This window comes from Chryseobacterium sp. MHB01 (assembly GCF_034651565.1).
In the GTDB taxonomy this organism is placed as follows: Bacteria; Bacteroidota; Bacteroidia; order Flavobacteriales; family Weeksellaceae; genus Chryseobacterium; species Chryseobacterium nepalense.
In genome coordinates, this window is the sequence record NZ_JAYEDA010000008.1 from 141,796 (window position 1) to 164,639 (window position 22,844).

Here is a 22,844-nt window from a genome sequence, read left to right on the forward strand (position 1 = left end):
TCGTTTTTAATATTTGTTTTTTCAATGTTTTCGGCGCAGCAGAAGCCGGTGCAGATTGCCTTTCTCTCGGATATTCATTTTCAGGATCTGTACGGAAGCTTTTCCGATAATGATTTTAAAGGAATCGTCAATCCGAAAACCGGTAAGCCAACGATTCTCAGGACCATGGATGCTCAGCTGCATTCTACGCGGATTTTTAATGAAAACTATTTTGCATTCCTGAAAGCTTTAGATGATATTGCCAAAAAAGGAATTAAAATTGTAGCCATGCCCGGTGATTTTTCGGACGACGGACAGGCTTATAATCTACGCGGGCTGCATAAAATTCTGGACGAATATCATGAAAAATTCGGGATCGAGTTTTACCTTACAACAGGCAACCACGATCCGGTGGGTCCGTTCCGGCAGGAAGGAGGAAAAGATGATTTTCTGGGGGAGAATGGTAATCAACTTGGTATTTATAGCAAAGAAAATATCGGAAAAACAGATCATAAAATCATCACCCGGGATATTGCAGAATCAGGCTACCTGGAAATTCTGGATGAGCTCAAAGATTTCGGGTTTTACCCTAAAAAACAGGACTTGTTCTGGAGCACACCATTTACACCATATTCTTCCAAAGACTATTCCTACGAAAAAGCCTTGCAAAATGCAGCTTATACCAAAAGGATGTACAACGTAGCACAAAATTTTTCCGTTCCTGATCTCAGTTATGTTACAGAGCCGTTAAAAGGAGTCTGGCTGATGGCCATTGATGGAAATACATATATTCCCCGGAATTTAAACGGGAGTTCGAAAGATCCGGAAAATTACAAAGGCGCAAGTATCGGTTATAATAATGTACTCACTCACAAAAAGCATCTGATTGACTGGGTCAAAAGAACAATGGCCGAGGCGAAAAAAAATGGTAAAACCGTCATTGCATTTACCCATTATCCCATGATTGATTTCAATGATGGCGCAACTCAGGAAATAAAGAGCCTGTTAGGTGAAAAAAAATGGCAGATGGAAAGGGTGCCTGATGAAGAGGTGGCGAAAGTATTTGCAGAAGCAGGTCTGCAAATTCATTTTGCAGGTCATATGCATATCAATGACACGGGAATACGGACTATTAACGGCAAAATGCTGGTAAACATTCAGGTTCCGTCACTGGCGGCTTACATTCCTGCTTATAAAATACTTACCATACATTCTCCTGATTTAATGGAAATTCATACAGAAGTTTTAAATGATGTTCCGCGCTTTAATGAGCTATTTCCGCTGTATGAAAAAGAATACAATACTTTGCAGGAATCGGCAGATAGAACAATCTGGAATAAAGATATCCTGAAATCTGTGTCTTACCACGATTTTATGCTTTTTCATCTTAAGGAACTTGTGCGATTGAGAATGATTCCGGACGATTGGCCGAAAGACTTTATAGAAAGGACAAGAAATTTTAGCGGTAAGGATATTCTTCTGTTAATACAAAATAATGAAGACTTAAAAAAAAGTGAGATCGATACGGAAGCGTTCAGACAATGGAAAACGGAAGATCTTCTTCTGGATTTATATAAATTTCAATCAGCAGATGAACTTGCAAAAAAAGATATGTCCCGGGAGAGGCTTCAGCAATATAAGATTCTTGAAAAAATATTTTCAATATATAAAGGCCAAAATCCCCTGCTTATAAATTTTAAAAAAATTTTTAAAATTATGTCACTTCTTTCCAGCGGAGATCCTGCAGATCATTTTGAAATCAATCTTAAAAAGAATGCTGTAATCCGCTTGTAATAAGGGAATTTGAAAATAAAAAAATCACTTTGTGTTAGAATTATTGTATGCCGTTATAATTTTATTATATTTGCACAAAGTCTTAACAGGCAATTTTAAAAACAATTAAAACACTTATGATGAAAACGTTACAGCTTCCTGTTCGATTGCTAGTACGTGCATGTTTGCACTGTATGAAAATAAATTTCTCTTCACAATCGTTAAACTTCAGAGATCCATTATTGATAACATAATTTATACATCAGTATAAAAAGATAAGTTTCAAATAATTCTTAAGATATTGATCATGCTCGATCTATAAACATGGATTTGGTTCTTCCCTTTGTGTTAAAATTATCATTTATACTTTAATATTAATTAAAAACCTTTTTATAAACACAACAAGACATGAAAAAAATTATGATTTTGGCTGGTTTTTTATTCAGCCTTTCAATTTGTGCACAGGTAGGTATTAATAATACTTCTCCCCAGGCAACCTTGGATATTACGGCAAAAGCTACCGATGGGAGCAGCCCGCAGGGAATTATTGCCCCACGGTTAACGGGAGACCAGATCCAGGCGGGAGATGGCCAGTATAAAGCAGCACAGACAGGTGCTATTATTTATGCTACTGCGGCAGTTACCACACCAAGTGCCAAAACAGCAAATATCTCTTCGCAAGGATATTATTATTTTGATGGCAGCGTCTGGCAAAAAATAGGGGTAGATGCATCCAACATAGCAAGCAGTAGTCTTATAAAAAGAGTGGGCGCGTCTTACGGTAGCCTTGTGGCGTCAGATATCACAAAATCAATAAATACCCTTTCGATTATTACCTCGGCGCCGTCACCCAGATTTAATCTTACAGCTCTTACAGCAACAGATCTTGGAAAGGTTCTTTACATACAGAACAATAGCGGAAACAATTTTGATATAAGATATATCGATGATCTTTCTGTAACTGTTGACTACACGCTACAAAATACTCGCGGAGCGGTATTTATATGGGGAGGAAATGGCTGGTTGAGGGGGTCTTATTAAATTACTACATAACATATAAACAAAACAAGGAATGAAAAAAATATTTATACTTACAACTGCTTTTTTTGCAGTTGCAGCAAAATCACAGATACTTACCAACAGTGTACCGTCACCGTCCATTACTGAAACAAATGTAATTCTGGACGCAAGCACAAATTATAGTGCAGAGGCGGGGGAAACGAATAATAGGAGTAAAGGAATTGTAATTCCCAGTGTAGATCTTGTCAATTTTGAGTTTATTCTTTCGAAGGCAGACGGAGTAACCTTTCGTACGTACTTTGACGGGATGATCGTATACAACCGTTCTACCGGTAATACTCTGACCACGGGTAACCGTCCATCTACTTCCACCGCCGTTTCCCCGGGCTTTTATTATTTTTACAACCCTAATGGTGCTATAAATAAGAACATAAAAGGAGGACAATGGAGGCCTATGGGAAATGCAGGTACAGATACAACCAATGACGCATGGGTAAACGATACTGCTACCAACAGCGTAAAACTGGCATCCAATGCTGACGGAACGGCCAGAGCCGCGGGAACAGATTTTGTTGCCAAAGATAACGGATCGGTAGGAATAGGAACCGATACGCCCAACAACAGTGCGTTGCTGGATCTCACAGCTTCCAATAAAGGAATACTTGTTCCGAGAGTGGCCCTTACAAGCGTTAATGATCAGGTTACGATTCCTTCTCCGGCCATTGGATTAATGGTTTACAATACCGGTGCGGGTTTACTTACTTACAAAGGATTTGTATTCTGGAACGGTACAGAATGGAGATCCTTAAATAATGATACTACAGTAGCTCCTTCCGTTGCTGCACTAAACTGTAGCGGAGCAAGTATATTTCCATTAACTTTTGTTTCAGGTGTATCGTATAGCGGAACATTAACGGTGCCTTATTCAGGAGGGAATGGTGGGTCATATACTGCTGTGCCTTCTTTTACACAAAATGGACTTACTTTCACATTAAATCCCGGAAGCTTAAATTATGGAAACGGAACCATTTCATATTCTGTGTCCGGAGTTCCCAATTTTACTTCACCAACAAGCATTCCTGTTCCTATCTCTTTTCTCGGAACAAACTGTAGCGTTTCTATAGGGCAAAATAGTAACTTTTCGAATCTAATTTATGTACGTAAAACCGTACCGATTAATGCAAGTACACCTACCACTTCTATTACAACAATTGGGAATATTTCTGTAAGATATAATGGAACGGGCTCGGTAGCAACCCCACAATTCCGAATTAATGGTTTTAGTGACCGGGCTTCTGTCTGGATGCAAAAAGCAGGAACAGGAGACAATGATTCTGCTTCTTTTGCATTAAGAGATGCTAAAGCTGATGTCTGGACAAACTTTTCAGATAATTTCAATCCGGGAAACAGAGATTCTGCGGTCAATTACATAAGTCTTTTTGGCCGTAATGAAATCTACAGAGTTTCCTTTGTAGGATATCCTTCGTTTTCGGCTTCCGGAGATTTCCCTGCTGTCACTTCAAGCATTACCATATTTATTGAAAAATTAGAATAAGTGTAAAATGCCATAAAATTCATGGTTAAAGCTTTAAATTAAGCGGATTGTTAATTATTTAATCAATTTCTAAGAATATTTAAATTATTAACGTAACCTTGATAATTCTGATCACCTGGTTTGCAGAGATCTAAAACTCTAAGTATTTAACACTCTTCCAGGTGACAATTGAGCAGGCTGTTTTTGACAGCCTGCTCTTATATTAATGTAATTTAATTAAATTACATTACATTAATCAGCAATAAATACCACGAAAATTCATCTTGGTTTTTTTAACTAAAAATGGTATCTTGTAAATCTCACAAATACAGACAGAATTTAATGCTAGAAAAGAAAGAACACAATTACGAGAAAGCCGTATTGGTAGGTGTTGTTACGCAGCATCAGGATGAGGATAAACTTCAGGAATACATGGATGAGCTGGAGTTTTTGGCGTATACCGCAGGAGCTACTGTAGACAGACGCTTTACCCAAAAATTAACGCAGCCGGATTCCAAAACATTTATAGGAAGCGGCAAAGCTCAGGAAATCAGAGATTATGTAAAAGAACATGAAATAGGAACCGTCATCTTTGATGATGAACTTTCTCCATCACAGCTTAAAAACCTGGAAAGGGAAATGGAAGTAAAAATCTTGGACAGAACCAATCTGATTCTTGATATTTTTGCCCAACGCGCGACCACATCATACGCAAGAACTCAGGTAGAGTTAGCACAATATCAATACCTTTTGCCACGATTAACCAGAATGTGGACCCACCTTGAACGTCAGAAGGGAGGAATTGGGATGAGAGGTCCGGGAGAAACAGAGATTGAAACCGACAGACGGATTATCCGGGACAGAATTTCCTTGTTAAAAGATAAGCTGAAAACCATCGATAAGCAAATGGCAACCCAAAGAAACAACAGGGGAAAGGTAGTGCGCGTAGCATTGGTAGGATATACCAACGTAGGAAAATCAACTTTGATGAATGCGCTTTCAAAATCCGAGGTTTTTGCTGAAAATAAATTATTTGCCACACTAGATACTACCGTAAGGAAAGTTGTGATTGGGAATCTTCCGTTTTTGCTTACCGATACCGTAGGGTTTATCAGGAAACTTCCGACACAACTTGTTGAATCGTTCAAATCAACACTGGATGAAGTGCGTGAAGCAGATCTTCTGATTCATGTGGTAGATATTTCTCATGAAAGCTTTGAAGATCATATTGATTCCGTGAATCAGATTTTAATGGAAATCAATGCACATCAAAAACCGATGATCATGATTTTTAACAAGATCGATGATTTTAGCTATGAGAAAAAAGATGAGGACGACCTTACTCCTTCCACAAGAAAAAATATTTCCCTGGAAGAATGGAAAAACACATGGATGGCAAAATCAAAATATCCTACTGTATTTATTTCGGCGCTTACAAAAGAGAATTTCCCTGAAATGAAAAAGATGATCTATGATGAGGTCATGAAAATCCATATATCAAGGTTTCCATACAATGATTTCCTTTTCGAATATTTTGATAACGACGAGGAAGAAAATAATCCTGAATAATGATAAAACATCACCTTTTGCTATTATGCCTGCTGTTTTCGGTTTTCAGCTTTGGACAGAAAACAGCAATTGATCTGAAAACGATCGGGAAAGATCTTAAAAATGAAAAGTCTACATACAATTATGAGAAGCTGATTTTCAAGTATAAAGCCTATCCTAAATCTCTCGATACGATAGAATCGCAGCACCTGTATTACGGAAGAAATTTCGGAAGTAATCTTGTTTCCACCACAGAAGAAGATTTTAAAGCTCTTGCGGAAGCCTTTAAAAACGGAGATTTTGATGAATGTATAAAAAAGGGAAAAGTCCTTTATGAAAGAGATCCTACTAATCTTGATGTTCTCCTGATCTTATTGAGGGCGTATGATTCTAAAAAAGACGGAAACAATTTTATGCATCATCTCAGTCAGTTTCGTACGCTTACGGATGCAATCAGAAGTTCCGGTAACGGGAAATCTGAAAAAACGGCATATGTGGTCAATTCAGTGGGGGATGAATATATCCTGCTAAATATTCTGAATCTCGGTCAGGACTATACGAGGGTCTCAAAACCAGGAAAAGGTGGAATGTTCGACATCTGGAGTAAGGGCGACAATGCCGTTTACATAAAGGTCCTTTATATTGATTTCTAACAAAAAATTTAAATTAAAATAACAGCTTAGTGGAGTTATATTATTCATTTTCAGCTTTAATCGTTTTAGCATCTATTTTTGCATACCTTAATTACAGGTTCCTTAAACTTCCGAGTACTATCGGAATTATGGTAATCGCTATTGTAGTCTCCATATTTTTGGTTTCTTTCGGGGAAACTGTGCTGCCCAGAACTTTCGGGCATCTTCATAATCTGATGAGCAGCATCGATTTTACAGAAGTGCTCATGGGAGCCATGTTGAATTTCCTTCTTTTTGCAGGGGGAATCCATATCAACATAGACGATCTTAAAGAACAGCTGCGCCCTGTGCTTATATTTTCGACATTAGGCGTGGTTATATCTACATTTGTAGTAGGCTTCGGGATGTTCTATATTCTTCCGTTTCTGGGGATAGAGCTTCCGTTCATTTACTGCCTGCTTTTTGGAGCGCTTATTTCACCCACCGATCCTGTAGCGGTTTTGAGTATTCTGAAACAAGCCAATGTGTCAAAATCTCTCGAAACGAAAGTGGCAGGAGAATCTTTATTTAATGATGGTATGGCTGTTGTCGTTTTTACGGTCGTTCTGCAGCTGGCCATCGGGAATGAAGTAGATCTTGGTGTAGAAAGTATCGGGCTGCTTTTGCTTAAGGAAGCCGGAGGCGGATTATTGCTGGGTGTGATATTGGGATGGGTAACGTCCCGACTTATGCGTGAAGTGGATGATTATATTATTTCCGTACTGGTAACTCTTTCTGTCGTGATGGGTGGATATCTTATCGCCCGGCAGATGCATATTTCAGGACCTTTAACAATGGTTGCTGCGGGATTATTTATGGGTAATTTTAATGTTAAATTTAAAATGAAATCCATTACCCAGGATTATCTGATCAAATTTTGGGAATTAATTGATGAAATTCTGAACGCCGTGCTGTTCCTTTTTATAGGGTTTGAGCTATTGGTAATCAAGGATTTAAGTCATTTTGTGATTCCGGGAATTGCAGCTATTGTTGTTGTATTAATAGCAAGACTCGTTTCCATTTATGGCCCGACAAAATTTATGAAAAGAACTTTTAGTCCGCAAACCGTAAAAGTTTTGGTGTGGGGAGGAATCAGGGGTGGAGTTTCCATCGCTTTGGCACTTTCCATTCCGAAGAATGATTACAGTACTGCTGTTTTAAGTATTACATATTGTGTGGTCGTTTTTTCTATTGTTGTTCAGGGACTTACTATTGGTAAAGTTGCAAATCCGAACAAAATTGCCAAAGAAGAGGAAGAGCTTGAAAGTATTACTTAAATAACCAGAGCTAGATAATTGTTATTCAATAAAGAAGATGAAAAAAATTATTATAATATTAATTTTATTAACGTTCAAATTTAGCTTTGCTCAAATTAATGTTGAGGAAATTAAAAAAAATGCAGTTGAAAATCCACAGGAATATTTTTATAAATATTTAGAAATTTTTAAACAAGATCCTTCGAAACTGACTCAGGAAGAAAGGAATCAAATGTATTATGGAAGCCGTTTTGTAGAGGCAGAATACAGTATGGCAGATTATAATAAAGATTACGATGAGATCTGGAAAATTGCTTCGAGAAAAGGATTGTCAAATGGAAAAGCTCAAAAAGTACTTCCAGCTGCTGAAGCAGCCTACTATAAGAATCCATTGAATAGAGAAATCCTGGCTTCTATGGTAAATATTTATCATGCCGCCGGAGAAAAGGCAAAAGAAGAACTGTGTATACTGCAAAATAATACAATTATTAAAATAATTGATGAAAGCGGTACCGGGCAAAACGAAAATTCGCCAATCTGTGTTATTACATTAGGGGATATGATGACCTTTGCCAAACCCATTATTATGATGGGAAGAGATTTTAAACAAAAGGATCTGAAAACAGATAAAAGTTCAATGATGACAGAATATTCTAACAGAGGAGCCAGCTTAGTTGTTAAATGTGTGGGATGTCTTAATTTTTAATAATGGAAACTTATCATCAGATTCTGGAAGCCTTAAATGATCTTGCGATTCCTGAAAAAGCAGAATTTTTCCCGAAATTTTTTAAAACAGGGAAAGGGGAGTATGGTGAAGGAGATTTGTTTTTGGGAGTAACCGTTCCGGATCAGCGGTCCGTTGCTAAAGAATACTATACTCAGATCTCTTTCACGGATCTTAGCAAACTGCTTTCCTCCGGTTATCATGAACACCGTCTTACGGCCTTGCTGATACTGGTTTTAAAATTTGAAAAATCAAGAGATGAAAACACAAAAAATGAAATTATAGCATTTTATCTGAACCATCTGCAATACATTAATAACTGGGATCTTGTAGATTCAAGCTGTTATAAAATCCTGGGCAGATATTGTTTTGAATATCAGAAAGAAGACATTTTAAGAACGCTTTCCGGTTCTCAGGAAATGTGGCACAAAAGAATGGCAGTTGTAGGAACATTGTATTATATTAAAAAAGGTTTTTTCGACCTTACGAAAGAATTTGTCACACAGAATTTAAGCCATACACACGATCTGATGCATAAGGCAAACGGATGGATGCTTAGAGAAATGGGACAGAAAAATAAGCAGGAGCTGATCCTGTATTTAAATAAATATTATCAGCAGATGCCAAGAACCTGCCTTAGATATGCCATTGAGAAGTTGGATGAGCCACTTCGGCAAGATTATCTGAAAGGAAGAATTTAAATAAATAAACCAATCAATGAAAAATATTTTAAAGATACTCATTGTGACTTTGCCTTTGCTAATCCTCACAAGCTGCTTTGATATTTTAGACAAAGTAAATGTAAAAGCAGACGGAAGTGGCGAATATACATTGATCCTGAATGCAAGTAAAAGCAAAACAAGACTGGCTTCCATCTCAAAAATGGAAACGATTAACGGAAGAAAAGTTCCGAAGAGGCCTGAAATTGAAGCGAAAGTCAACGAAGCTGCTAAAATTTTTAAATCAACGCCTGGAATTTCCAATGTAAAAACGTCCATGGATTTTGATAATTACATCATAAAATTAAGCTGTAATTTCAGTGAGATTGAAAATATTAATGCAGGCCTGGAACAGCTGAAAGCCAGAAACATTATCGGTAAAATGATTCCTACACAGATCTATAATCAAAATCTTGCTAAGAAAATATTTGTCAGGAATAAAGTAAACACTTTCAAAAGTGATTATGATAAAATGAGCAAGGCAGACCGGGAGATTTTCAATGATGCACGCTACATTTCCGTACTGCAGTTTGAAAATGCCGTAAAATCTCAGTCGAATACAGCGTATTCACTTTCTCCTAACCGAAAGGCGGTGAAGATGGAAGCCAATATTACCGATCTTATTCTTCAGAAAAAACCATTGCAAAATACAATTCTCTTTCAATAACTATAATTAAACACCATGAATTCTATACTACAAAAAACACAGGTGACTCTTTTATTGTTTTGTTTTTCACTTGCTTTTGCACAGCAGCACATGAAATTGCCTGCAGACGTGCTTTTCTATATGGAAATCAATGGAAAACAATTGGATAAAAAAATCAACTGGGCAAAATTTAACCCCATCCTGCAGGAGGTAACCAAAAAAAATAAAGCAAAACTTTCATGGACCGATTATTCCAAAACAGGAATTAAATATGATGCTCCACAATATCATTATGCTTCTTTTAATGATTCTGTAAAAGCTTACACGGCACATTTTATCCTTGATAACAAAGAAAAGTTTCAGGAATTCGTCAATTCCATTAAGAAAAAAGGACTGGAAAATTCCCGTAAACAGAATTATTCTTATGTAAGCCTGGATGACGATATTTTTGTAGCCTGGAATGGCAGCCGTGCTGTTCTTAAGATGATAAGCTACGATAAGCCTTATAAAGATAAATGGGATGAAACAGCTGTTGCAGATAGTGCTGCAGCAGTTATAGATAGTGTAGCTGCTGCTGTTGTAGACAGTGTAGCTGTAGATAGTGTCTATGCAGATACACCGGAAAAGCCCTTCGATTATAAGGAAGAAATACAATATCTGAAAGATGATATTAAATATTTAAAAGAAAGCATCAAAGAAAATACGGCTGAAATAGAAAAGATACAGAAAGATGTCAAATACCTGGAAAAACATCACAAATACCCTGAAGAAAAGAAGGGTTCAACGGATAAAAAATATGAGGAGCCCATTGTAGAAGTAGAGCCTTTGCCTGGACCGGAAGAGGATATGGAAGATCTTCAAATTCCTGAATACGATGATTTTAAAAAAGAAAGGGACTCATTAAAAGCGGAAAAATTCAAAATGCACAGAAAGCTTGTGGAAGAATCTTTCGATCAGTATTTCAACTCTGATCTCGAGCTGGATGTCCCTTCTGAAATGACGGCTTCCAGGGATGCCGCATCGGATGTTTTTGTTTATACAGACTACGGAAGCCTCGTTAATAATGGCATTTATGGCAGAATGATGAAGATGTACGAATTCGGCAGTCTTATCAACTCTGCTTATAACTCCAATTCGTCGTATAATCTTTATTTTGATAAAGATCAGGTAAGGTTGGTTAATAATTATCAGCACAAAAATCCTGAGGTTCAGAAAAGTGTTTCAGAAATCTATAAAGGGAGTAAAAATAAGAAGCTTGCCCGCCTTATCAATGATAAAAGTATTGGTTATTATGCAATTAACGTAGATGGAAGCAAATATTTCGACATGATGTATGCGCTGATGAAAAATGCGGGGGATTCCAAATATCAGAAAGAAACCGAACTGATTATGGAAACAGTCAAAATCGTGCTGGATGAAGAGGCAATTTCCAAAATTGCACCCGGAAACGGAATTTTTGTACTTAATGAACTAAAATCCAAAACGGTAGAGTATACTGATTATGAATATGATAACGACTATAATGAAAAAGAAATAAAGAAAACGAAGGAAGTTGTGGTTCCGGATTTTATTTTCGCTTTTGCTACTGAAAATGAAGGATATTGGAATCGTATTTTCAATCTGCTTGCTGCCAATAAAAACACTTCAAAAAACTTTTCTAAAAAAGGGAACCTGTATTCTTTCAAAGAAGATAAAAATTCCGGATATATGGATGAACTTTTCTTTACTGTTAAAGACGGAATTGTATATGTTATGACCTCTGAAAACGGATTAAATATTGAAAATCAAGGGCAAAAATCCAAAAACTGGATGAAAGACTCCACAAAATATCCGGCTTCTGGGAGATTGGATGTTCAGAAGCTGTTGACCGGTCTGGAAAAGGAATTCAAGAGCGGCTCCGAAAGAAAAATGCTGGATACGGTGAGAAAGAATGTGGGCGATATTTATTTTAAATCGGAATCTAAAGGAAATACGATCCGGACGGAAATCGATTATTCAATTAAAGGATCTTCGGAAAACAGCCTGATGTACTTCTTCGATCTTTTTGATGAACTGTATAAACAGCATGAAGCTGATAAAAAACAGCCTGTTCTGTAATGAAAACAAAGTTAGCAGCTTTTGTATTGCTGATTCTGCTCGTTTGCGGATACTTTATCCTTTATCGTACCGATAAAGAATTAAAATATATTCCTCGTAATGCAGATGCTGTTGTTTTACTTGATGTTAAAAAGGCAACGAGGCAGTATCTGTTAAGTTTTCTGGGACATCCATCGGAGTGGTTCCAATCAAAAACAAAAGACAAAAAAGGAATGTCGGTAAAAGATTCGGGAGTGAAGATTCCCGATTTTTTACAGATCTTCCACCTGGAAAAAACAGGCTTTTCAGATTGGTATTGTATTCTGGAGCTTAAAGACAAATCAACATTTCTTACTTATTTAAAGCAAAATGATTTTTCACAAAAAGGAAATGATTTGTTTCGGAAAGGTTATTTTTTTATCAAAATAGAAGGCACTTATTGTATTGCCGGAACTTCCGATTCTGCTTTTGAAAATATAAAACCATTATTTCAGGAATTTTCACAAAGAACAAATTTCAGCTCAGATCAGTTTATTGATGGATCGCTGGGAAGTATTTCATTTATTTCTAACAATAAAATAAGGAATTTTCCTGTACATCTAAATTCGGATAATATTGAAATCAGTAACGGACAAAAAGAAGATTTTTCATCAGTTATTTCTAAAATTGAAGAAAATAACTACTTTATTGATGCAGAGTTAAATAAGGATAATATTGAAAGTATTACTTCAGTATTTAATAGAAGTATTTCAGATTCTGTGCAGATCAGTTCATTGAAAGCAACAGCTGTCCTGAAGCAGGTAAATGATACCATCATCACGTATACTTACGACGATGATTTTAATGAAACTGAAAAGAAAACCATTCAGAAAATCATACAGCCTGATTATGTTATTTCATTAAAAACTCCCATCCCTGAAAAAGCATTACAACATTTTCAGAATAAAAAGTGGGTTAATGCGCAGAATCAGTTTACAGCCATTCCGTTTCAGCCGAATATCATTGAGGAAAAGCCTGACGGTCTTGAAATATATTCAACAAAAAATAAGTTTAATACTGCTCGCAGGCTCAATGCAAATTATATTTTTATCAGAAATAATACATTACTGTTTTCGAAGCTGAAATCATTAAACCGAAAAGAAAGAAATATAATTTCGGATCTCAGCTCTATTTTTTACGGAAATAAAGGACAGGAATATTATGTAAGATTACAATTTAAAAAAGAAGATCTGCCCCTGATGCTGAGATGGCAGAACAATTAATGTTTACAAATGGGAAATTTAGATATTGCTTTGGTCAGGACTTTTGTGCATTACTTTCTGCATTTTGTGTTTCCGGTATTCATTGCTTTGATTTTTTACCGCAAAACATGGAAGAAGACCTATCTTATTCTTTTGGCCACCATGCTCGTCGATCTGGATCATCTTTTTGCAGATCCTGTTTTCGATCCGGATCGTGCAAGTGTTGGATTTCATTTTTTACATTCTTATTATGCCATTACGGTGTATTTTTTGATGCTGTTCTTCAAAGGAAATATCAGAATTGTTGCAATTGGTTTATTGTTTCATATGCTGACAGACCTTCAGGATTTTTATTGCTGGAGTCATTAAATAACATTAATATTTTCTTTTAATATTTCAAAAGCCATAGATTTTTTGTATTTTGTAGACGCTATGAAAATAAAAGAACTTTTACATTATACTTACATTTTTCCCATCCTTGCCGTTGGATATTATTTTTCCGGCCTTATGGGTACCGGAATTGTTTTTGATGTAATTGCCGGTATTCTATTAACGGGAAGCGTGATTTCTGCTGTTCACCATGCAGAAGTTGTGGCCCATAAAGTAGGAGAGCCTTTCGGAACGATTATACTCGCACTATGTATTACGATACTTGAAGTAGCACTTATTATTTCTCTTATGGTTGCCGGCGGTGATCAGGCCATTACCCTGGCCCGGGATACTGTATTTGCCGCTGTAATGCTTATTCTCAACGGGATTTTAGGTATCTGTATACTGGTGGGTGGAGTAAAATATTATGAACAGTTTTTTGCCAGGACATCAGCAACAACCTACCTGGTAAGCATTGTGTCAATTCTTATTCTCACGCTTGTTCTTCCGAATTTTACTTCAAGTGTTAACGGACCTTTTTATAATCAGGCACAGTTGATATTCGTTTCAATCGCCTGTCTTGTCATTTACGGGATTTTCCTGATGGTACAGACCGTAAGGCACCGAAATTACTTTATTGTTCCCGAAGAACATCCAGAGGAAAATTATATTCCTTCTTTTCAGAAAACACTATCCAGCTTTATTTTTCTGGTGATTTGTTTGGCTATAGTTGTATTAATGGCGAAAGGGCTTTCTTCTACTATTGAAAATATGGTTCAGAGTTTAGGGGCTCCAAAATCTCTTGTTGGGGTTATTATTGCTGCGGTTGTTTTGTTGCCGGAAGGTCTTGCTGCTATCCGTGCGGCAAGAAGCAATCAGATCCAGTCGAGTCTTAATTTGGCTTTAGGTTCTGCTCTGGCAAGTATAGGACTTACCATACCGGCAGTTTCCGTTGTTTGTATTATGTATGATATTCCTTTGGTTTTAGGACTGGACAAAAAAGATATTATTTTACTTTCATTATCAGTATTTATCGTTATGCTTTCGTTAAGCCGCGGCAAGACGAATATTCTTTACGGAACGGTACTGCTGGTAAACCTTGCGGCATATATTTTTACGGTAATTGTTCCTTAGGTCTGTAAGAGTTTACAATCTTCTCGCAAGATCCATTTTGAACGCCATTAATTTGGCGATATTTTCGGCTTTATACAGGGCCATATCTGCATTTTCTCCTGCAAAGTTTTCTTCAATGGTTGTTTGCCAAAGCTGAAGCCAGCGGTCAAAATGTTTTTGTTCCATTGCCCGTATTTCATTAATAGGAAAATGTGCTCCCATAGGATTTCCTTTGTACGTCATCTGCCCGAATAATATTGATTCCCAGAAAGAATACATTTTGGGCAAATGCTTGTTCCAGTCTACTTTAGCGATATCGGTGAAAAATAAACCTATCATATCATCCTTAGTGACTTTCGCATAAAAAGAATTGACAAGATGTTCTATATCTTCCCGTGATTCTAACTTTTTCATAATTCAAAAGTAAGGTAAAATTCATTCTGAAATTTAATAATAAGGTTGATAAATTTCATGAAAACAATATTCTATCTTTGCATGTTAGTTCAGATAAAGAAAGTGATAAGCATTCTGCTAACTGGATGAAATTAAAAACAAAATGATCATACATGGCAAGAGAATTCAGGCAAAAAATTCGTCAGAAAAACACGGATAACAGTGGTTTCGGGGATAATGCATCGGGAAGATTTATCAATAAAGACGGTCTTCCGAACGTCAGAAGGAAAGGCGTGAATATTTTCAACCGGTTCAGCTGGTACCACACCATGCTGGAGCTGTCAACCTTTAATTTCCTTTCTTACCTTGTTGTTGCGTATATTCTGGTGAATTTATTTTTTGCTTTAATTTATTATCTTATCGGGGTAGAACATCTTACCGGAATCGATAAAAGTGATGCGGTAAATGAATTTATCGACGTTTTTTTCTTTAGCTCCCAGACCTTTACCACTGTGGGATACGGAAGAATTGCACCGGTAGGCTTCATGGCGAGTCTTGTTGCAACCTTTGAAGCTTTCCTCGGATTGCTTACCTTTGCCATTGCAACGGGACTTTTTTACGGAAGATTTTCAAGGCCGAGAGCATATCTGAAGTTTTCAGATATAGCCCTGATTGCTCCTTTTATGGACAAAACAGCGCTGATGTTCAGGCTTGCTCCCTATAAAAATAATTCTTTAACGGATGCTGACGTTACGGTTTCAGCAGCTATTGAAGTAATAGAAAACAGTGTAAAGAAAAGTAATTTTTATACGCTGAAAACAAGGCTCAACAGGATTAATACGCTGGCGCTGAACTGGACAATCGTTCATGTGATTGATGAGGATTCTCCGTTCTTCGGGTTTTCTGACGAGGATTTTAAAAAAACAGATATTGAAATCATCGTTCATGTGCGTGCATTTGATGAAGTATTTTCCAATACGGTAGTACAGCGCACGTCTTATGTTTCGGAAGAAATTGTGTACGGAGCCAAATTTGTCCCAATGTATTATCCGGATCAGGAAAATCTCTCAACGGTACTGGATTTGGATAAAATCAGCCATTATCAACAAACGGATCTTCCGGATTTTAAGGAGGAAAAGAATAAATGAATTTAGACTTATACAAAAAGCAGGCTTTACAAAAGCAAAAAGAGCATAAAAAGTTTCTCGACGGAATCAAAAAGAAACCGCCAAAAAACCTTGATTATGTAGTCCAGGAAACACATGATGAAGTTTTTGAAAGTATAGATTGTCTTCAGTGCGCCAATTGCTGCAAAACCACAGGCCCTCTTTATACGGAAAAAGATATCGAAAGAATAGCAAAGCATCTTCGCATGAAACCTGCTGATTTTGAAGCTAAATATCTCCGCATAGATGAAGATAACGATAAAGTCCTGCAGCATCTTCCCTGCTTCTTTTTAAACAGTGATAATACCTGCTCTATTTATGAGGTGCGGCCAAAGGCCTGCAGGGAATATCCACATACAGACCGTAAAAAAATTTATCAGATCAATAATATTACCATGAAAAATACACTGATTTGCCCTGCTGCATACGAGTTTGTGGAACGAATTATGAAAAATTTGGCAAAATAGCATATAATCCAAAATCATTCTTAAATAATTATAAAGTACGTTAAATAAAGACTTCCGGGATAATATTAGGTAAAATGATGACGTTTAAGTTAAACAACCATTTAATAAATAAAATATTAATTATTATGAAGAAGTTAGTTTTAACAGCAGCGTTTACATTAGTCGGAGTAATCGCAGTATCAGCTCAGACGGACACCACACAACAGAACCCGTCTCAAACCCAAAATCCTAATAACCAAACGACAACTCAAACTCAACAGGGAACACAGGCTGCATCAGACTGGGGTGCCAACTCAGCAGCCAGCACTCAAACTCAGAATACCAACCCAGCTTCAACAACAGATGCAGCAGCAGCAACCACTGCGACTGATGCTTCAGCCAGTGTAAGTGCAGATCCGAATACGGATGCTACCAAGCCTAATGATGAAGCGACTAAAGAAGAAAAGAAATCTAAAAAGAAAAAGTCGAAGTAAGTATTTAAATTTAGTAAAGTAGAAATGGAATCCTGGAATTTATATTTCAGGATTTTTATTCAACCTGTTTATAATGTAATTTGTCTTAAATTATTATAAATCAAGTTAAAACTTTTTTTACGTCTACCACATTGTACGATTATTGTACTTAACATTATACACCACTTTAAATCATTTATATTATGAAAAATTTAATTTTAGCAACAGCTTTAGCAATGTTTGGAACGATCGCAGTATCTGCACAAACCACTCCACAGAAGACAGCAACTGATAGTATGAAAACAGATACTGCCAGACACAAGGACATGAATAACGGAACTACCGGTACAATGAATAACGGGACTAATAATTCCAACAACAATTGGGATAAATCTAAAACCGACACGGCCAACTGGAAAAACCGAGACGCGACTACTGGCGACAGAAAAATGAAAAAGAAAAATAAGTAGATAATGCAATAAAGAAATCCTGAAATTTTTCAGGATTTTTTATTTCTGATCTCCTGCATCCTGAATTGTACAATGCTGCAAATAAGATCTTCAGGAATTTTTTCACTTAGAGGAAACTGAACAGCACCTTTTGAAAATTTGTATTTTTTTATAGTAAATTCCGGCAGGAATTTTTTAATTCCTTCCGCTCCGGGATAAAAACCAATATGTTTTTTATAGCCTGCAAAATAAACCAAAGGCTTGTTTCTGTATCTGAATGCGGGCATCTGGTAACCAATATATTCTTTAATTTCAGAATCCTGATCACGAATAATTTTTCGTAATTCTTTTAATTTGTTCTCTATTTCAGGGAATAAGAGAATGTATTCGTCGATATTTTCAAAAGTGTTTTTCATACTTAAAGGTAATAATTTTACTTAATTTCCTGTCGAAACATAAATTAAAAAAGCGTTGAATGATCAACGCTTTCTCCTTTCACTTTTTACTTTTATCCCATTTATATTCCCGGGAACAGGTTGTATGAAAAAAGGTCGGGAAATTCCCAACCTTAGTATTTTATACGACTCCCTGAGCTAGCATTGCTTCTGCAACTTTCACGAAGCCGGCGATATTTGCACCTTTCACATAGTTTACATAGCCGTCTTCTTCTTTACCGTAGTCTCTGCAGGCTTTGTGGATTCCGATCATGATCTCTTTCAGTCTTGCATCAACTTCTTCAGAAGTCCAGTTGAGACGGATAGAGTTTTGTGTCATTTCTAATCCGGAAGTTGCTACACCACCGGCATTGGAAGCTTTCCCCGGAGAGAATAGCACTTTATTATCAAGGAAATAATTAATTGCATCTAAAGTTGACGGCATGTTGGCCGCTTCAGTTACACACACACATCCGTTTTCAACAAGAAGTTTAGCATCTTCAAGATCAAGCTCATTTTGGGTTGCAGAAGGAATAGCAACATCACATTTTACTTCCCAAGGACGCTTTCCTGCAAAAAATTGTGCAGAAGGATATTTTTTAGCATAATCTTCAGCTCTGTTGTTTCCTGAAGATCTTAATTCTAATAAATAATCGATTTTTTCTCCGTCGATTCCGTCTTTATCATAAACATAACCGTCCGGTCCGGAGATCGTTACTACTTTTCCTCCAAGTTCAGATACTTTTTTGATTACTCCCCATGCTACATTTCCAAAACCTGAAACCGTTACGATTTTGTCTTTAAATGTTTGCCCGATAGTCTTGAGCATCTGCTCTGCAAAATACACCACGCCATATCCCGTAGCTTCAGGACGGATCAAAGAACCTCCGTAGGCAAGACCTTTACCGGTAAGTACTCCTGTAAACTCATTTCTGATTTTTTTATACTGCCCGAACAAGTACCCGATTTCTCTTGCACCTACCCCGATGTCTCCCGCAGGAACGTCGGTTTCCGGTCCGACATGTTTACAAAGTTCTGTCATGAAAGCCTGGCAGAAACGCATTACTTCCATATCAGATTTTCCTTGAGGATCAAAGTCTGAACCTCCTTTCCCACCTCCCATCGGAAGCGTTGTAAGTGAGTTTTTGAACACCTGCTCGAAAGCTAAGAATTTCAGAACCGAAAGATTCACGGTAGGATGGAAACGGATTCCGCCTTTATATGGTCCGATAGCAGAGTTCATCTGAATTCTGAATCCTCTGTTTACCTGGATTTCACCTTTATCGTCAACCCACGGAACTCTGAAAATGATAATTCTTTCAGCCTCCGCCATTCTTTCAAGAAGTTTCATGCCCGTATATTCCTTTTTAGTCATAATAAACGGAATTACTGTAACAGCAACTTCTTTTACGGCTTGTAAAAATTCTGGCTCGTTAGGGTTTTTGGCCTCAATTTTTGCTATAAACTCTTGGATTTTCTGGTCAATATTATATTGTTCCATATATTAGGGTTGAATATTATTGCCAACAAATTTAATTTTTTTTTCAAGATTCACAACACCTTAATGAATGATTGCTGAAAGTTTAATAATATAAATAGTTAATATTATTAAGTTGATAATTTAACCGTTAATTTTATTAAAAATTAAATGTTATGTTTAAAATAATGCAATATTAAGAAATGGTTAAATCTCATATTGTAATAAATTGTCTCCCCGAAAGTGATTTTACTTTCCCCAAAAGCTCCAAATCCAGAATTACGGGTAAAATTTTATGAGATGCAAGATCTGTTTTCTCGATAATCTCATCTAAAGAGATCGATGGATGTTCTGATATAAGATTAAATATTAATTGTTGGTATTCAGTCAATTGAATACTGATTTCACTGCGTGAAAATAATTCATCCATTTTTACTTTAGGCTTTTTAAGACCTAAATCATCAATAAGATCTTTAATGGTAGAAATGCATGCTGCCTTATTCTGATAAATCAGCTGATTGCAACCCTGGCTTTGTTTATCTGTAATTTTTCCTGGTAAGGCGAAGACTTCGCGGTTGTATTGGTTGGCGAATGTCGCAGTACTTACTGATCCGCCACCAAAAGCAGTCTCAACAACAATTGTTGAAGGTGATAAACCGGCAACAATCCTATTCCGCTGGATAAAATTTTCGCGGTCCGGTTTCCGGGAAGAGTTGAATTCTGTGAATAGTGCACCTCCTTCTTCCAAAATTTTTTCGGACAGTTTTCTGTTTTTTGAAGGATAGATCATATGAAATCCATGTGCTAAAACTGCAGCGGTAGGAATTTCTTTTTGAAGAGACTGCTCATGAACTTCTTTGTCAATACCCAAAGCAAGTCCGCTCACGGAAATATAATTGCAGGAATGTGTTTCTTCAAAAAAATCGGTAAGAAATTGTTGTCCGTATGACGTCATATTTCGGGTTCCGACCATGCTGATTCGTTGGTTTGTGTCATCAAAGTTTCCTTTTTGGTAAAGAATGGCCGGAGCATCGTTGCACTCATTGAGCAATTCCGGAAGGTCACCAAAGTGCCTGAGATTAATAATAATATTGTTCTTTTCGCAAAATGCGAGTTCATTCTCTGCAAACTTCAGGTGTTCGGGATTTCCGATGTCAGCAACCATACGGTAGCCAAAGCCGTCAAGTTTTTTGTACTCTTTTTTGGCGTTCAGCCATGCTTTTTTTGCACTTCCGAAAGTGCGCACAAGTTTATGGAAATTAATATCACCAATTAAATTACATTCGCGGAGGGCAATAGAATAGAGATGTTCTTCAGAATACATTTGTGTTGTTTTGGCAAATGTATTGAATTTAGCTTAAATCTTGGAAGTGATAATTTCTTCGGCTGGTTTATTTTCTTCTCAACTCATCAAGATGTTTCCAGATGTCATCTTTTTCTTTATAGGGCAATTCCAGAAAATCCTCAGGATGATTTTCTTTATACTCCTGCCACAATTTATCATCTTTTTCACTGTAATAATTCGGGAATTCCCAAATATATTTTTTCTTTTTGTCACCTACTTTTTTAAACATGAAAGCAAGGATTACGCCCACAACAGCACCCGCAATGTGTGCCTGCCACGCAATTTTGCTTGGTTCCTGAAGGTTATAGAACAATTCTTCGGGCAACATACCCCATATCAGACTTCCATAATACAACACAACAAGCAAGGAGATGGTAAGCAGCTTCATATTCCATTTAAAAATACCGCTGAAAAAAAGAAAAAAAGCAAGAACATACACTACGCCGCTGGCTCCGATAGTACAGGTATAAAGATAATCGCCGGTTATAATATCGATAGGCGGCAACAGCCATACCAAAAGACCTGTAGCAAGCCAACCGATTATAAATACTTTATTGGCCACCATCGGATAAAACTGATACAGAAGAAACATCAGGATCGCAATAGGTATGGAATTGCCTACAATATGATCCAAGTTTCCGTGCAGCAGGGGAGAGGTTATGATTCCCAGCAGGCCTTCCGGCAATAAAGGAATAATGGCGCCGAAACAACTTTCAAAAAAGCCTTGAAGCTGAAGAAAATATCCCAGCCACATGGCTGAAAGCATCAGCAACGGGTTTATAATAGCTTTTTTAGAAATTACATTGTTTTTTAGCATGCAGTGATTATGTCAAATGAAAAGCCAATGATAAATTTCGGAAAATTTGGCGATGAATTTTTACGCTGATCTTTTATTTAAGCCAAAAAGTAATTTTTTGCTTCTATTTTATTTTATTTCAATCGTATTGTCACTAAATTTAGTTTTTAATATCTTGAAAATGAGATTTAATTGCGTGCTTTTACTTTATGAAATTTATATTTAATATTTTTGTTTAGCAATTTATACAATGAAATCCTGAACTCATGAAGAAGTTTTTATTAATTCTCTCCTTTTCTGTAGGCATTTTTATCAATGCGCAGGTCATCCTGGACACTGCTTCTGTTAAGACAGATACTATCAAACACTGGTCAGTCCTTGGCAAGCAATCTTTAATGATCAATCAGGCAGCATTCTCCAATTGGGTTGGAGGCGGGGCCAATAACGTAGGCTGGCTTCTGGGAGCAGATTATAATATTACCTATGAAAAAGATAACGATTTGTGGGAAAATATTATTCTCTTAAATTATGGGCAAAATGATACTCAGGGAATTGGGATAAGAAAAACCCAGGATGTGATTAATGTTTCTACTAATTACGGTAGAAAAGTTTCAAAAAGCTGGTATCTTTCGGTGGGAACAGGTGTCATCTCTCAGTTTACGGTAGGATATGAAGACGGAAACAATCCTGAAGCTAAGAAAATTTCCAATTTTATGGCTCCCGGCTATCTGAATGTCGGGATGGGGATTACGTACCGGCCCAATGACAATGTTAATGTAACGTTGCGGCCTTCTAACGCCAGATGGACATTTGTCTTTGATAAAGATCTTCAGACTGCCGGAACATACGGACTGAAAGCTGATGGTGATAATTCTTTACTACAGTACGGGTTTCTCGGAACAGCGTATTATAAATTTAAATTGATGGAAAATGTGAATATTACAAATAACGCTTCTGTTTTCTCCAATTATCTGGATCACCCTGAAAGACTCGTTCTTGCGTATGGAATGATCCTGAATTTAAAGGTTAATAAATTCATTTCCTCAAATATTACAGTAGATTTGATGTATGATCATAATCAGATCAAAAAAACACAGCTTAAACAAACGCTGGGGGTAGGTTTTGCCTATACGCTGGATAATGGAGTAAAACGTTCAGACAGAAAAGACAGCCGGTGGTGGATTAAAAAATAAATA

At 36.8% G+C, this 22,844-nt stretch carries 23 protein-coding genes; 18 read left to right on the forward strand and 5 right to left on the reverse strand.

What is annotated here, in order from left to right; genetic code table 11:
• Positions 1-24: 24 nt before the first annotated feature.
• The 13 genes from U9K52_RS14305 (at position 25) to U9K52_RS14365 (ending at position 14,690) form a co-directional block, all read left to right on the forward strand.
• On the forward strand, positions 25-1,773 hold the full coding sequence (locus tag U9K52_RS14305; RefSeq protein ID WP_322927119.1) for a metallophosphoesterase: 1,749 nt from the start codon (positions 25-27) through the stop codon (positions 1,771-1,773).
• A 387-nt stretch (positions 1,774-2,160) separates the two neighbouring features.
• Positions 2,161-2,793: a hypothetical protein gene (locus tag U9K52_RS14310; protein WP_322927121.1), complete on the forward strand. Its 633-nt coding sequence runs from the start codon at positions 2,161-2,163 to the stop codon at positions 2,791-2,793.
• A 31-nt stretch (positions 2,794-2,824) separates the two neighbouring features.
• The gene (locus tag U9K52_RS14315) at positions 2,825-4,327 is read left to right on the forward strand and encodes a hypothetical protein (RefSeq protein ID WP_322927122.1); all 1,503 of its coding nucleotides are present in this window, start codon (positions 2,825-2,827) and stop codon (positions 4,325-4,327) included.
• Positions 4,328-4,648: 321 nt separating this feature from the next.
• Positions 4,649-5,875 carry a GTPase HflX gene (hflX, locus tag U9K52_RS14320; protein ID WP_248389069.1) on the forward strand — a complete coding sequence of 409 codons (1,227 nt, stop codon included), beginning with the start codon at positions 4,649-4,651 and terminating at the stop codon, positions 5,873-5,875.
• Complete coding sequence (locus U9K52_RS14325) at positions 5,875-6,507, forward strand: DUF4919 domain-containing protein (protein WP_322927123.1); 633 nt, start codon at positions 5,875-5,877, stop codon at positions 6,505-6,507. The genes hflX and U9K52_RS14325 overlap by 1 nt, the downstream gene beginning before the upstream one ends.
• Before the next feature lie 29 nt (positions 6,508-6,536).
• On the forward strand, positions 6,537-7,802 hold the full coding sequence (locus U9K52_RS14330; RefSeq protein ID WP_322927124.1) for a sodium:proton antiporter: 1,266 nt from the start codon (positions 6,537-6,539) through the stop codon (positions 7,800-7,802).
• Between the two features lie 37 nt (positions 7,803-7,839).
• Positions 7,840-8,487: a DUF4919 domain-containing protein gene (locus U9K52_RS14335; protein WP_322927125.1), complete on the forward strand. Its 648-nt coding sequence runs from the start codon at positions 7,840-7,842 to the stop codon at positions 8,485-8,487.
• 2 nt (positions 8,488-8,489) lie between these two features.
• Positions 8,490-9,206: a DNA alkylation repair protein gene (locus U9K52_RS14340; protein ID WP_263602006.1), complete on the forward strand. Its 717-nt coding sequence runs from the start codon at positions 8,490-8,492 to the stop codon at positions 9,204-9,206.
• Positions 9,207-9,222: 16 nt separating this feature from the next.
• Positions 9,223-9,891, forward strand: coding sequence for a hypothetical protein (locus U9K52_RS14345; protein WP_322927126.1), 669 nt, complete (start codon positions 9,223-9,225; stop codon positions 9,889-9,891).
• 15 nt (positions 9,892-9,906) lie between these two features.
• A complete protein-coding gene (locus U9K52_RS14350; RefSeq protein WP_322927127.1) occupies positions 9,907-11,967 on the forward strand; it encodes a hypothetical protein in 2,061 nt (686 codons plus the stop codon).
• The gene (locus U9K52_RS14355; protein WP_322927128.1) at positions 11,967-13,208 is read left to right on the forward strand and encodes a hypothetical protein; all 1,242 of its coding nucleotides are present in this window, start codon (positions 11,967-11,969) and stop codon (positions 13,206-13,208) included. The genes U9K52_RS14350 and U9K52_RS14355 overlap by 1 nt, the downstream gene beginning before the upstream one ends.
• Positions 13,209-13,217: 9 nt before the next feature.
• Positions 13,218-13,556 carry a DUF6122 family protein gene (locus U9K52_RS14360; RefSeq protein ID WP_322927129.1) on the forward strand — a complete coding sequence of 113 codons (339 nt, stop codon included), beginning with the start codon at positions 13,218-13,220 and terminating at the stop codon, positions 13,554-13,556.
• A 63-nt stretch (positions 13,557-13,619) separates the two neighbouring features.
• Positions 13,620-14,690 (forward strand): calcium:proton antiporter, encoded by a 1,071-nt coding sequence (locus U9K52_RS14365; RefSeq protein WP_263602011.1) that lies wholly within the window; start codon positions 13,620-13,622, stop codon positions 14,688-14,690.
• A 12-nt stretch (positions 14,691-14,702) separates the two neighbouring features.
• On the opposite strand, the gene U9K52_RS14370 is transcribed toward U9K52_RS14365, so the two are convergent.
• The gene (locus U9K52_RS14370) at positions 14,703-15,083 is read right to left on the reverse strand and encodes a group III truncated hemoglobin (protein WP_322927131.1); all 381 of its coding nucleotides are present in this window, start codon (positions 15,081-15,083) and stop codon (positions 14,703-14,705) included.
• A gap of 152 nt (positions 15,084-15,235) precedes the next feature.
• Here U9K52_RS14370 and U9K52_RS14375 point away from each other — a divergent pair, with 152 nt between their 5' ends.
• The 4 genes from U9K52_RS14375 (at position 15,236) to U9K52_RS14390 (ending at position 17,617) form a co-directional block, all read left to right on the forward strand.
• The gene (locus U9K52_RS14375) at positions 15,236-16,210 is read left to right on the forward strand and encodes an ion channel (RefSeq protein ID WP_263602013.1); all 975 of its coding nucleotides are present in this window, start codon (positions 15,236-15,238) and stop codon (positions 16,208-16,210) included.
• Positions 16,207-16,695: a YkgJ family cysteine cluster protein gene (locus U9K52_RS14380; protein WP_248389052.1), complete on the forward strand. Its 489-nt coding sequence runs from the start codon at positions 16,207-16,209 to the stop codon at positions 16,693-16,695. The genes U9K52_RS14375 and U9K52_RS14380 overlap by 4 nt, the downstream gene beginning before the upstream one ends.
• Before the next feature lie 125 nt (positions 16,696-16,820).
• Positions 16,821-17,168, forward strand: a complete 348-nt coding sequence (locus U9K52_RS14385) for a hypothetical protein (protein ID WP_263602014.1) — start codon at positions 16,821-16,823, stop codon at positions 17,166-17,168.
• A 182-nt stretch (positions 17,169-17,350) separates the two neighbouring features.
• Positions 17,351-17,617 carry a hypothetical protein gene (locus tag U9K52_RS14390; protein ID WP_312174274.1) on the forward strand — a complete coding sequence of 89 codons (267 nt, stop codon included), beginning with the start codon at positions 17,351-17,353 and terminating at the stop codon, positions 17,615-17,617.
• Positions 17,618-17,646: 29 nt separating this feature from the next.
• On the opposite strand, the gene U9K52_RS14395 is transcribed toward U9K52_RS14390, so the two are convergent.
• The 4 genes from U9K52_RS14395 to U9K52_RS14410 form a co-directional block, all read right to left on the reverse strand.
• Entirely contained in the window at positions 17,647-18,012 is a 366-nt protein-coding gene (locus U9K52_RS14395) for an iron chaperone (protein WP_322927132.1), read from the reverse strand.
• A 160-nt stretch (positions 18,013-18,172) separates the two neighbouring features.
• Positions 18,173-19,531, reverse strand: coding sequence for an NADP-specific glutamate dehydrogenase (gene gdhA / locus U9K52_RS14400; RefSeq protein WP_248389044.1), 1,359 nt, complete (start codon positions 19,529-19,531; stop codon positions 18,173-18,175).
• Positions 19,532-19,721: 190 nt separating this feature from the next.
• Positions 19,722-20,831 carry a DNA-processing protein DprA gene (gene dprA / locus U9K52_RS14405; RefSeq protein WP_322927134.1) on the reverse strand — a complete coding sequence of 370 codons (1,110 nt, stop codon included), beginning with the start codon at positions 20,829-20,831 and terminating at the stop codon, positions 19,722-19,724.
• A 67-nt stretch (positions 20,832-20,898) separates the two neighbouring features.
• Complete coding sequence (locus U9K52_RS14410; RefSeq protein ID WP_322927135.1) at positions 20,899-21,669, reverse strand: rhomboid family intramembrane serine protease; 771 nt, start codon at positions 21,667-21,669, stop codon at positions 20,899-20,901.
• Between the two features lie 245 nt (positions 21,670-21,914).
• Here U9K52_RS14410 and U9K52_RS14415 point away from each other — a divergent pair, with 245 nt between their 5' ends.
• A complete protein-coding gene (locus tag U9K52_RS14415; protein WP_248389039.1) occupies positions 21,915-22,841 on the forward strand; it encodes a DUF3078 domain-containing protein in 927 nt (308 codons plus the stop codon).
• Positions 22,842-22,844: the final 3 nt, after the last annotated feature.

Coding starts and splice junctions, on each gene's coding strand:
- U9K52_RS14305 (WP_322927119.1), top strand. CDS start 25: ATGTTTTCGGCGCAGCAGAAGCCGGTGCAGATTGCCTTTCTCTCGGAT.
- U9K52_RS14310 (WP_322927121.1), top strand. CDS start 2,161: ATGAAAAAAATTATGATTTTGGCTGGTTTTTTATTCAGCCTTTCAATT.
- U9K52_RS14315 (WP_322927122.1), top strand. CDS start 2,825: ATGAAAAAAATATTTATACTTACAACTGCTTTTTTTGCAGTTGCAGCA.
- hflX (WP_248389069.1), top strand. CDS start 4,649: ATGCTAGAAAAGAAAGAACACAATTACGAGAAAGCCGTATTGGTAGGT.
- U9K52_RS14325 (WP_322927123.1), top strand. CDS start 5,875: ATGATAAAACATCACCTTTTGCTATTATGCCTGCTGTTTTCGGTTTTC.
- U9K52_RS14335 (WP_322927125.1), top strand. CDS start 7,840: ATGAAAAAAATTATTATAATATTAATTTTATTAACGTTCAAATTTAGC.
- U9K52_RS14340 (WP_263602006.1), top strand. CDS start 8,490: ATGGAAACTTATCATCAGATTCTGGAAGCCTTAAATGATCTTGCGATT.
- U9K52_RS14345 (WP_322927126.1), top strand. CDS start 9,223: ATGAAAAATATTTTAAAGATACTCATTGTGACTTTGCCTTTGCTAATC.
- U9K52_RS14350 (WP_322927127.1), top strand. CDS start 9,907: ATGAATTCTATACTACAAAAAACACAGGTGACTCTTTTATTGTTTTGT.
- U9K52_RS14355 (WP_322927128.1), top strand. CDS start 11,967: ATGAAAACAAAGTTAGCAGCTTTTGTATTGCTGATTCTGCTCGTTTGC.
- U9K52_RS14360 (WP_322927129.1), top strand. CDS start 13,218: ATGGGAAATTTAGATATTGCTTTGGTCAGGACTTTTGTGCATTACTTT.
- U9K52_RS14365 (WP_263602011.1), top strand. CDS start 13,620: ATGAAAATAAAAGAACTTTTACATTATACTTACATTTTTCCCATCCTT.
- U9K52_RS14370 (WP_322927131.1), bottom strand. CDS start 15,083: ATGAAAAAGTTAGAATCACGGGAAGATATAGAACATCTTGTCAATTCT.
- U9K52_RS14375 (WP_263602013.1), top strand. CDS start 15,236: ATGGCAAGAGAATTCAGGCAAAAAATTCGTCAGAAAAACACGGATAAC.
- U9K52_RS14380 (WP_248389052.1), top strand. CDS start 16,207: ATGAATTTAGACTTATACAAAAAGCAGGCTTTACAAAAGCAAAAAGAG.
- U9K52_RS14385 (WP_263602014.1), top strand. CDS start 16,821: ATGAAGAAGTTAGTTTTAACAGCAGCGTTTACATTAGTCGGAGTAATC.
- U9K52_RS14390 (WP_312174274.1), top strand. CDS start 17,351: ATGAAAAATTTAATTTTAGCAACAGCTTTAGCAATGTTTGGAACGATC.
- U9K52_RS14395 (WP_322927132.1), bottom strand. CDS start 18,012: ATGAAAAACACTTTTGAAAATATCGACGAATACATTCTCTTATTCCCT.
- gdhA (WP_248389044.1), bottom strand. CDS start 19,531: ATGGAACAATATAATATTGACCAGAAAATCCAAGAGTTTATAGCAAAA.
- dprA (WP_322927134.1), bottom strand. CDS start 20,831: ATGTATTCTGAAGAACATCTCTATTCTATTGCCCTCCGCGAATGTAAT.
- U9K52_RS14410 (WP_322927135.1), bottom strand. CDS start 21,669: ATGCTAAAAAACAATGTAATTTCTAAAAAAGCTATTATAAACCCGTTG.
- U9K52_RS14415 (WP_248389039.1), top strand. CDS start 21,915: ATGAAGAAGTTTTTATTAATTCTCTCCTTTTCTGTAGGCATTTTTATC.